Below are 10801 nucleotides of genomic sequence, written 5' to 3'. Positions count from 1 at the left end.
TTGTTAATTTGTAATTAATTGTTTGTCAGACTTAAATATACAAAATAATTCGGTGATTACCAACTTTTAAAGATACTTTCTTATCCCGAACTCACGTAACTATGAATATTACCACTTGAAACAACAGGTATATTTACGAAATTCCCCAAAGTAATGCACACACGAAACATTAGTTCATGCGGCAAACAGCAGCCTGACTCCCCCGTAACCCTTACTTTGGTAATTATCTCATATTAAAGGATATTTATCATTACTCAAAACATAAAAGGCCTTACTCAGGCTGCTTAAGGTCTTTTATGTTAGAAAGATGAAGATAAATTTTTTCCCGAACAGGTTATAACAAGTCTATACTTCCATTCTCCTCCCAACAGAAGTCGTTACTTTATCTTCATAAGACACAACGTGTTCATATCTGATATATTTCACGAATTATCCGTATATTTGCGGCATAAACATGTAACAATCAAAAAAAAGAGAACCAATCTATGAAAATTGTAGAACTGAACCGGAATAATAGTATTCTAAACCAGTATCTGGCAGAGATTCGCGATGTAAATATACAAGGTGACAGCCTGCGTTTCCGCCGCAACATCGAACGTATCGGAGAAATCATGGCATACGAAATCAGCCGTGACCTTTCTTACCAACCGCTGGAGATACAGACACCTTTAGCCATGGCAACCGAAAACGTGCCTGCCATACAGCCAGTCATCGCTACTATCCTGCGTGCCGGACTGCCACTGCACCGGGGATTCATTAATTATTTCGACCGCGCTGAGAATGCTTTTGTTTCGGCTTACCGCAAATACATAGACGCCGACAATTTTGATATCCATATAGAATACATCGCTTCTCCACGTCTGGACGGAAAAACACTGATTCTGGTAGATCCGATGCTGGCTACCGGCGGTTCGATGGAGCTCGCCTATAAAGCATTGCTCACCAAAGGTGAACCTGCACACATACATATTGCATCGGTCATTGCCAGCCGACAGGCAGTAGAGCATGTGCAGAAAGTATTTCCACAGGACAAGACTACGGTATGGTGTGCTGCCGTCGATCCGGAACTGAATGCACATTCGTATATCGTACCGGGGCTGGGCGATGCCGGTGACTTGTGCTACGGAGAAAAAGAATAGGCTGTTTCGAAGCAAACCCGCTTCCGTTTCGGAAATTCACGGGCAAATCTGAATTGTTTTTTGTACAAAAAATAAAATCTTTTGTACAAAAAAAATAAAAAGATGCAGACGTTTCATTTCTCCTTTGCAGAGAAATAAATTAAGATATCAGAAAAAAGAACAGCATGCCCTAAATGTAAAAGCATTTATGCCATGCTGTTCAAATAGATTCATGGCTTAATATATTCGTTTTTACCTGATAATAATACAAAAATTGCCAAATATTAATTCGCCCCTAACACTTGCTTAAAACCGATATATCACACTTGCCATAGGAACAAACTGCCCTCCTTCAATAATTTGGTACTTGGCCTCCACACTAGCAGCCCAATTAGACCCGAAATCGAACTGTGCTCCAACACCTACATTAGCGCCAAAATTTCCTTCAGAATTACTGATTGTTACTTCTTCAACCTCAACAGAGCCTTTTGCATTCAAATAAGTCAAACCTACAAATGGATAAAATTTCAATAAATCATTATGGTAAACATTCCAGTGCAAGTCTGCATTAATATCCCAACACTTTAAACTTCCTTCTACACCAGTAGCATCATAGCTATCCAAATCAACCGTTTCTTTAAAGTAATGATTAAAACTCGCTGCAACAGTAAAGGCCTCTGTAATGTCATAATGGCCTCTTACACCAAGAAAAATCTTAGAAACATCTGTTCCATAACCGACATTAACCCCAACTCCCCATTTCGTTTCTTGAGCAACTCCCGTAAACAATGACATGCAAAGCATGGCAAAAATAAAAAATGACTTTTTCATAGCTTTTCAATTTAGTTAAAAATTTATTTTAAAATCACGTAACTGCAAAAGGAAAAGTCTACATAGCTCCACTTTTCAGAGTAGAACATATGTGTTATATTTCTTGTATGAAACAACAAATTCATTCGAAAAGACACTTCCTATATATAGAATAGACTAAATATTTCTGTAAACTCAGTAAATAATAAGAGCCATTTTTCACTCACACTTAATAAGTACTACCTGATCCTCCACACGAAGGACAACGATCATGACTATGTGAAGCATAAACTTCTCGCCCACATTCTTCACACCAGTAACTACCACTTGTCCCATAAACAGGGGTCTTGGAACCCGCAATCCATCCTTTACCTCTGCATAAGGAACATACTTTCGTCCTTGTTTTCGTACTACCTGGAGAAGTCATAGGAAACTTAAAATTCTGATTACTGTTACCATAAGCTTGTGCCGCCTGCTGCGCTCCATGCAAAAACTACTGATATGCCATTGTATTTTTAGACGGAATAGTAGTTTCACTCAATATCTTTCCCGTATCCTTTCTTCGTACAAGAACCGTATGCCCTGGTTTAAATACTGAATTCGTTATAATTGTCCCATTTAAGGCCAAATAGGAAGAAGACGGAATTATCTTTTCCCTCATATCAGGAAACTGATGTACAACTTCTACATTATTTAAATCCAAGTAAAGAGTCTGTATACGTGCAAAAAATATATCCGCTCCCCCCGGAAGTAAAATACATACAGCCGTCGCATTAGCGTCCCTCCGCTTACTTTCTGCATCCAGCAGTTTCATGTATTTATCAAACAATTTTTGCTGTTGTTGATAAACATCCATATTTATTTGATTCAGCCACTGATTAAGCATCCATGTATCCATTTGACCTTTGACACTACTTGTTAATCCCAGACATGCAATCAATAAGAATAATAATTTTTGTTTCATAATTTTATCTACATTAAAATTCTAATCTTAGTCCAATGCCTCCAGATGTACCTCCCAATTTTAAAACCGGCTGATAAGCATGACTATCATGTAATGCATTATATCTATTAACGGCACCTTTTATTTTTTTCTTACCTATAATACACATATATATAGTTCCCCCTATGCCAGCTAACATCAGGCCACCACCTGCACTTAAATAATCCTCTTCATATTCACCCACACCCATTGTTGCAAATCCAGTTATTATACCAGCAAATGCAGAAAGCCATGACCATTTTACCAATCTACGTCCTTTTTTATATTGGAAATATAAATCAGAGTTATCAGCAAATACCATTTGCCCCCCTTCTTTATCCAACTTTTCAGTTCCTAAATACAACCCACACCCCTTAGAGTACAATTTATCATCATATCTACCTGATAAAACTCCACTAGCGTGTCCTATAACCTTTGCATCAGTATCTTCATTAAAATAGCGATTCAGATTACGTCCTATAGTTGTAAAAGCTCGTTGAATGGCTTTACCTGTTATACTTTGTTTAAATCCTTCTACACCTCCGTTTATTTCTCCACCACCTAAAGCGCCATACTCTAATGAAACAGAACTTTTTCCTTTTGCTTTTCCTTTTCCACTAGTCATGAACATTACTTCTCCTGTTTCCAGATCAACAACACGAGTGGTAATATTAACCTCAGCCTTCAATGTTGCTATACTTGCATTCGACATATATTGTGCCCCAATATTAGTACCAGTAGCTCCCTGAATCGCTCCCATAATAGAAGCCAATGGTATACCTGTTCGCACATTGACTACGTCAGGCTTTTGCATTGTCACCTGAAGAATATAGCGTGCCCCTTGAATTTTAGCACGTTGAATAGCCGTTGCCGGATCAATATAACTTCCTGCAAGATTTACTTCATCTATCTGTGCATTTAATATACTACGGTCTAACAATTTCACTTTATCACAAAGCAACATCTGTTCCATTAAAATATCAGCAACATATCCCCCAAAATGTCCCACTCCTACCACATCATTTACTTGTGCCGGAGCAATAACTATTGGTATTCTTTCACTAGACGCCGCACTTTGCATAGGACTAAGCGATGTATTGCCTGACTGACCTATGATTTTATCATTACTTATCACAAAAACTTCCAGACCTTCTTTTAGAAGATGTAACAAACTTCTATCATTTACCTTAGCAATAGAATAGTCTTTAAACGTACTACCAATTTCCAATTTGCCAATAATTTCTGGCTCTGTATAAATTTTCTTCTGAGTTACAGGATGAACAATATATGTTCCTTTTCCATAAACATTAATCCAATCTCCAACTTGTACAAAAGAGCTTCCCAAATCTGTATAGATTGTTTCTCCATCTATTTTAATAATATATCCTTTTTTCTGAGCTAATACCTGTAACATTAAGCATAATGAAAACAAAAGTAAAATAGACTTCTTCATAGCATATAAACCTTAAATAATAAACTCTTTATCTATATAATTAAAAATATAATTAAAAGCAGTACATTTTTAAATGCACTAAAATCAAATAAATCTATTTCTGTTCCAAAAGCTGAGATCTTATACTGGCAGAAAAACCTTCAAAGAAATCATGCTGCAAAATGATGGAAATACGAACCAGCAAACAAGTGTCAATACTCTCCTTCTGGAAAATGCGGTAAATATTCGAACGATCACACGAAAGTTTTCTTGCAAGCCATGCCACACTTCGTTCTTGTTTCTCTAATTCTTGCTTGATAACTTGCCCAATATGTTCCATTCTCCAATCTATCTTCAAAATATACAATCACAAAATTATGTAAAAAATATATACTCCTTTTCGATGTATGTTGCATAATTGCCTCACTTGTATTGCAAGATTTACAGCAATACAATAGGCTGCATTTATTTATCAGAAAAGGAGTTATGTTGATTTTTCAAAAATAAGGAATATGGAATAAGATAAAAAAACAAAAGTGTTCCACTTCAAGAAATGGGACACTTTTGTCATTTATTCTTACACATATCGACAAATTCTGTAGGAGAAAGGCCGTATTTATCGGAAAAATTCCGATAAAAAGTAGAACGGGAGTTGAATCCTGTTAAATAAATGAGCTCTTTAATACTTCTATCACTTCCCGATTCTATCAACTTTTTAAAATGCTGTAAACGTAAATCATTTATATACTCTCTAAAGCTACTGAAGCCGGCAGACTTTATTGCCAACGATAATTGATTCTCTTTTATTTGTAAGGCTTTCGACAATATATGTAAATTATAGTTAGGATCAGTATATGCCAAAGTTGCATACAGGTGATTTTCAATCTGAATAAACAGAGAGGAAAGCATATCCGGTTCTTCTTTATCTGATATACTTCCTTCTTCCTTATTATTCGTACATCGACTGGAAAATGGATTTTCCTTTAGTAAATATTGAACTGAGAAAAATACTGCAAATAAAATAGAAGTCGCCCCAAACAAGTTGAATATAAACTCATTGATAAATAACGTAAACAAACAGTAGATGAGAACAAAAAGACAGATAATTCCAATAAAGACATACATCATCCCGTTTATCTGTCGATACGCTTTCCGACGAAATAAAGGATAGAAACAGAAAAATATGGGAGTTACAATAGAAGAAAGGAACAAAACAACCCGTAGTATCACATCTGTACGGTCAAAACCTGCAAATATATCCGAACAAGTGAGTAAGGGTGTCGTTTCACCATTGAACCCCAAATAACATAATCCGACAGTGGTAAGCAGAATGGACGGAAGTAAAAAAAGAGTATCTTGAAAGGAGTAAGATAACCTGGCAGCAAAGAAGCTGTAGGGAATAATGCTACAATGCTTGCTAATACATACCATTTTAACATTTTCTCAATATTCAGTAAATCAGTAAAACGATATTCTGGAATATCAGTCACAATGGTCAACCAGCCGATATTTTCCCACATAAATACTGCACCGATACAAAAAGCAATAATTCCCCAATAAAACTTCGGATAATTATCGCCCGCACAATAAACTAACACGGCACCTAATACACAGGCTATCAAGTCGAAAAATAATTCAACAGATAAATACAATACTCCCATATCTTAACTCCCTAACAATAAATAATTGATAAAAGTAAAATAATTTGAAGTTTCTTGCAAATCGTTTTCATAGCAAAACGAGAAATGGAGAAATTCTGAAAAGCAAAAGCCACTATATGACTAACAAAATCACATAGTGGCTTCCTTTACTTCTAAAAGATAGAAGAATATTAATTCAACTTCTTAAGTATTATTCTATTTCCCAAGTATCATTTGTAGCCAGCAATTCAGCAAAATTATGGTATTTCTTCTTTGCTGAAACTTCTTCTATCTGTGCTTCGACAGCCGCATCATACGTAGGAGCTTCCACATCACGAATAACTCCTAAGGCTATCGGGAAATCGGGGCCTTCCATAAGTGCCAGCTTCAGTTGAAGTGTATGATCTTCGCAGTGGGCATCGTGTACCAGGATATCTTTTTCTGTAATCCCGTTTTCGCCCAATTTGACAACCTTCAGTCCAAAGCCTTCCTGCATCAAGCCAAATTCCTTATTCGGGCCAAAAAGCATCGGTTTGCCATGTTCCAGATAAATAGCATTACGGTCACGATCTTCTTTTTTGGCAACAGCATTGTGGGTTCCATCGTTGAATATCACACAATTCTGAAGGACCTCTACTACTGATGTTCCTTTATGGCGAGCTGCCGCCTTCAATACGTCGACAGAAGGGCCACCATCTACAGCCACACAACGGGCAAAGAAACGTCCACGTGCTCCAAAGCACAATTCAGCAGGACGGAACGGATCTTCTACCGTACCGTATGGCGAAGACTTACTGATGAATCCACGTGCTGAAGTAGGAGAATATTGTCCTTTGGTCAATCCGTAAATACGGTTATTCAACAAAATGATATTAATATCTACATTACGACGAATGGCATGAATAAAATGATTACCACCAATGGCAAGTCCATCACCATCACCTGAAATCTGCCAGATAGTAAGAGCAGGATTCACTACTTTTGCACCCGTTGCAATAGCAGCAGCACGTCCATGAATGGTATGCATGCCGTATGTATTCATGTAGTAAGGCAAACGCGATGAACAGCCAATACCTGAAATAACCGCTATCTCATGGGGAGGTACACCCAGTTCGGCCAAAGCCTTGTGAAAGGAATTCAAAAATGCATGGTCACCGCATCCCGGACACCAGCGTGGCTGCCCTGCTTTATAATCTGCTGCTGTATATTTTGTTTCACTCATTGTTTATTCCTCCATTAATTTAGTAAACGCATCAACCAATTCCTGAACGACAAAAGGCTGTCCTTTTACCTGATTGAACTGATGCAGGTGAATACCTTCAACTTTCATCCGCAAATAGCCTGCCAACTGACCCATATTTTGCTCTGCAACTACAATCTTTTTATAACGTCGGAGTACATCTGCGGTATTTTTAGGTAAAGGATTGATAAATCTGAAATGAGCCAGTGCAGCCTTCTTTCCTCGCTTGTTAAGTTCATCCATAGCAGAATGCAAATGACCATACGTTCCGCCAAAACCTACAATCAATAAATCGGCTTCCGGATTACCTTCTACTTTCAGTTCCGGAATAGAATCGGCAATCTTTGCGACTTTCTCAGCACGCAAACGTGTCATCAGGTTATGATTTTCCGGATCTGTAGAAATGGCTCCTGTTTCATTACTTTTCTCCAGACCACCTATACGATGCATAAAGCCTTCCATACCCGGAGTAGCCCAGTAACGCACACCCGTCTGAGGATTACGCTGGAATGGTGTCCAGTTTCCTGCCATATCTGGAGTTACGTATGGAGGACAAATAGCAGGATATTCGTTCAAATCGGGTAAACGCCATGCTGCCGAACCGTTGGCAATATATGCATCTGTCAGCAACACAACCGGAGTCATGTGCTCCAAAGCAATCTTACAAGCCATATACGCCGCATCAAAACAATCAGTTGGAGAAGAAGCCGCAATGACAGGCATCGGACTTTCACCATTTCGGCCATATAAGACCTGTAATAAGTCAGTCTGCTCTGATTTGGTAGGAAGACCTGTAGATGGTCCACCACGCTGTACGTCGACTACAACTAAAGGCAATTCGGTAATAACCGCCAGGTTCATAGCCTCACTCTTCAGACAGATACCAGGTCCCGATGTGCTGGTTACAGCCAGTGCGCCAGCAAAAGCAGCTCCTACAGCCGAAGCACATCCAGCAATCTCATCCTCACACTGAACTGTTTTTACACCAAGTGACTTATGTTTTGCCAGTTCGTGCAGAATATCAGTAGCCGGAGTAATAGGATAAGAACCCAAATAGAGCTGCAAGCCAGCTTTTTCGGCAGCAGCTATCAGACCATATGCAGTAGCCTTATTCCCGTTAATATCCATATAACGCCCTTTTACCTTCTGTTCCTTGCTGGGAACCAAATAACTCATGGCAACCGAGGCATGGGTATTTTCTCCAAAATGATAACCATCGTAAAGCACTTTTACGTTAGCTTCGGCTATTTCAGGCTTTTTCGCAAACTTTTCGCGCAGCAGTTTTTCGCCTACACTTATATCGCGATGAAAAAGCCAGCAAACCAATCCTAATGCAAACATATTCTTGGTTCGCATAATGGACTTATTGTCAAGTCCACTATCTTTCAAGCTCTCCTTACACATTGTGGTGATAGCAGCTTCTACCACTTCATTTTTAATGCCAAGCTCTGAAAAAGGATTTTCCAATACGAACTGTGCCTTTTCCAAGTCACGCTTCGTAAAAGAATCTGTATCAATGATTATAACCGACTGCGGTTTACAAAATTTATACTGTGTTTTCAATGCAGCTGGATTCATCGCTACCAGTATATCGCACTTGTCGCCCGGAGTATATACCTTACCAGAACCGATATGCACCTGGAATCCTGAAACCCCTGTCAATGTTCCTTGCGGAGCACGAATATCAGCCGGATAATCCGGAAAGGTGCTGATATCATTTCCTTCGGCAGCCGAGATATTGGAAAACATATTCCCAGCCAGCTGCATACCGTCGCCTGAATCACCCGAGAAGCGAACGACTACATCATCCAGCTCCTTGACTATCATTTCTTCTGCCATAATATGCTATTTAAAGTTTACAAATTCACTAATCGCAAAATTGGCGAACTTCCTTTAAAAATCAAAATAAAACCGCATTTATTTCATTTGTAAAGGTATGCCTCAAGTTTTTCAAACAAAAACATTGGGATATTATGAAAAAGCAGTAAATTTGCAATCACTGCCCTTGTAGTTCAACGGATAGAATAGAAGTTTCCTAAACTTTTGATTCGGGTTCGATTCCCGACGAGGGTACTTATACAAAAAAAGGCCATGTCAACTTATTGACACAGCCCTTTTCCGAAAAACAAATTAGAGTTTTATTCTGCTTCGTTCAGTGTTGCAATACTTACACGATTCCAGTCGGGTTCAGAAAACATAGAGCCTACACCCTGACCTTCTGCCGTAATACGGCTTTCTTTAATCTTATATTTATTTATCAAAATGTTTTTTACTGCTTCTGCACGCTGTTTGGCAATACGTGCATTTACTTCTGCACTACCTTCGGGAGAAGCATATCCCTTAATCACTACAGTGCTGGCAGGATTGTTCTTCATGTAGGTAGCAATACGCTCTACATTAGGCAACTGATCTACACTGACAGTTGTTTTTCCTTGTCCGAAAGTTACAACTGATTCCAATGATTTGGAATGAGTATTCTGGATGACAGTTTCTACTTTTGCTGGGGCATTCATGCACTCGTTCAGTTTTCCTTTCAGTTCCTCGTTCTCATTCTGCAATGCTTCAATGTCTGCATTCTTTGCAGCAGATTCTGCACGCAGGTTGTTGATTGCCTCATTCAGCATATCAACTTCAGCCTGGTTGTAAGGTGTCTGAATTGTCTGATAGTGCTTTCCGTTGCTGCTCGCAAAGTGATAAGTTACACCAGCCAGCAACTCTATCGCCGACTTATTTACATTCAGGACGTGTGCTCTGTTACCATCCATGCGGTAAACAATCGCGGGACGAACATTAATAGTCCATGCCTTCGATTCACCTAAGTTAAAGTTGAAGCTTGCGCCGAAACGGCTTACCATATACGACTGGTCGTATCCCATGCCAGAGTTCATGAAATCATGTCCCCATCCGATACCGGCAATTGCTTCCACTTCGAACAATCGAGGTTGTCCCTGATAAGTTCCAAATAAATTGTTCAGGTTGATCTTACCCAATGCACCCAAATTCAAAGCATCAAATGCATTACGGCTATTGCTTGTATTAATCGTTGTCAATCCTTCGAATGAAACGCCTAAAACCGGAGTAATCTGTTTACCCAGCTCCACGCCTGCTGTTCCACGCATATTTTTCCAGAAAGCAGAATGTGTAGTTGGAGTAACACCTCCTCCTTTTACCCCAATGTACCAATTGTCAAAAAACTTATTACCTACGTATGCATCTTGTGCATTACTTGTTACAGCAACAGCAGCAAATGCCATTGCTAAGAGAAAATTTTTTCTCATACTTTTTCTAAATCTTTAAATAGTTAGTTGTTTTTGTTTCTTACTGTTCGTACATACAACAAATCCATCTAAACTTTGTTCACCAATTGGTGGTACATAAAAGAGCCCAAATTGCAGCAACCAGACTAAAAGATTCTCTTAAAGCAAATCCTAAACAAAGCAAAATCTTTATATATTAACGAATTAAGAGAAAGCATAAGGAGGGTGTGTCGTAATACGCGATTCACCCTCTTTTCTTTATCAACGATAAGAGTGTAGTTAACTTTTTCAGGCAGCGATATTCAGAAGATAATCTCGATTA

At 38.7% G+C, this 10801-nt stretch carries 9 protein-coding genes and 1 tRNA gene; 2 read left to right on the top strand and 8 right to left on the bottom strand.

What is annotated here, in order from left to right:
- Positions 1 to 485: 485 nt before the first annotated feature.
- Positions 486 to 1139: a uracil phosphoribosyltransferase gene (gene upp, locus ACZM60_RS13410; protein WP_021970024.1), complete on the top strand. Its 654-nt coding sequence runs from the start codon at positions 486 to 488 to the stop codon at positions 1137 to 1139.
- A gap of 285 nt (positions 1140 to 1424) precedes the next feature.
- Here the strand turns inward: upp and ACZM60_RS13405 are convergent, their stop codons facing one another.
- From ACZM60_RS13405 to ACZM60_RS13375, 7 genes are all read right to left on the bottom strand, one after another.
- Positions 1425 to 1949, bottom strand: a complete 525-nt coding sequence (locus ACZM60_RS13405; RefSeq protein ID WP_021970025.1) for an outer membrane beta-barrel protein — start codon at positions 1947 to 1949, stop codon at positions 1425 to 1427.
- A gap of 472 nt (positions 1950 to 2421) precedes the next feature.
- On the bottom strand, positions 2422 to 2892 hold the full coding sequence (locus tag ACZM60_RS13400; protein WP_489521748.1) for a hypothetical protein: 471 nt from the start codon (positions 2890 to 2892) through the stop codon (positions 2422 to 2424).
- A gap of 13 nt (positions 2893 to 2905) precedes the next feature.
- A complete protein-coding gene (locus ACZM60_RS13395; RefSeq protein ID WP_489521747.1) occupies positions 2906 to 4363 on the bottom strand; it encodes a CsgG/HfaB family protein in 1458 nt (485 codons plus the stop codon).
- 546 nt (positions 4364 to 4909) lie between these two features.
- Positions 4910 to 5470: an AraC family transcriptional regulator gene (locus tag ACZM60_RS13390; protein ID WP_489521746.1), complete on the bottom strand. Its 561-nt coding sequence runs from the start codon at positions 5468 to 5470 to the stop codon at positions 4910 to 4912.
- 98 nt (positions 5471 to 5568) lie between these two features.
- The gene (locus ACZM60_RS13385) at positions 5569 to 6003 is read right to left on the bottom strand and encodes a hypothetical protein (protein ID WP_489521745.1); all 435 of its coding nucleotides are present in this window, start codon (positions 6001 to 6003) and stop codon (positions 5569 to 5571) included.
- Between the two features lie 190 nt (positions 6004 to 6193).
- A complete protein-coding gene (locus tag ACZM60_RS13380; RefSeq protein WP_021971510.1) occupies positions 6194 to 7204 on the bottom strand; it encodes a 2-oxoacid:ferredoxin oxidoreductase subunit beta in 1011 nt (336 codons plus the stop codon).
- A 3-nt stretch (positions 7205 to 7207) separates the two neighbouring features.
- Positions 7208 to 9061, bottom strand: a complete 1854-nt coding sequence (locus ACZM60_RS13375; RefSeq protein ID WP_489521744.1) for a 2-oxoacid:acceptor oxidoreductase subunit alpha — start codon at positions 9059 to 9061, stop codon at positions 7208 to 7210.
- Between the two features lie 162 nt (positions 9062 to 9223).
- On the opposite strand from ACZM60_RS13375, the gene ACZM60_RS13370 reads away from it, so the two are divergent.
- Positions 9224 to 9295 (top strand) — tRNA-Arg (locus ACZM60_RS13370).
- 65 nt (positions 9296 to 9360) lie between these two features.
- Here the strand turns inward: ACZM60_RS13370 and ACZM60_RS13365 are convergent.
- Positions 9361 to 10500 carry an OmpA family protein gene (locus ACZM60_RS13365; protein ID WP_489521743.1) on the bottom strand — a complete coding sequence of 380 codons (1140 nt, stop codon included), beginning with the start codon at positions 10498 to 10500 and terminating at the stop codon, positions 9361 to 9363.
- Between the last annotated feature and the right edge of the window lie 301 nt (positions 10501 to 10801).

The sequence above is a fragment of the Phocaeicola sp. genome, assembly GCF_057861905.1.
Note: the sequence above shows the minus strand (reverse complement) of the source record. Positions and strands in the feature narration are given on the sequence as shown.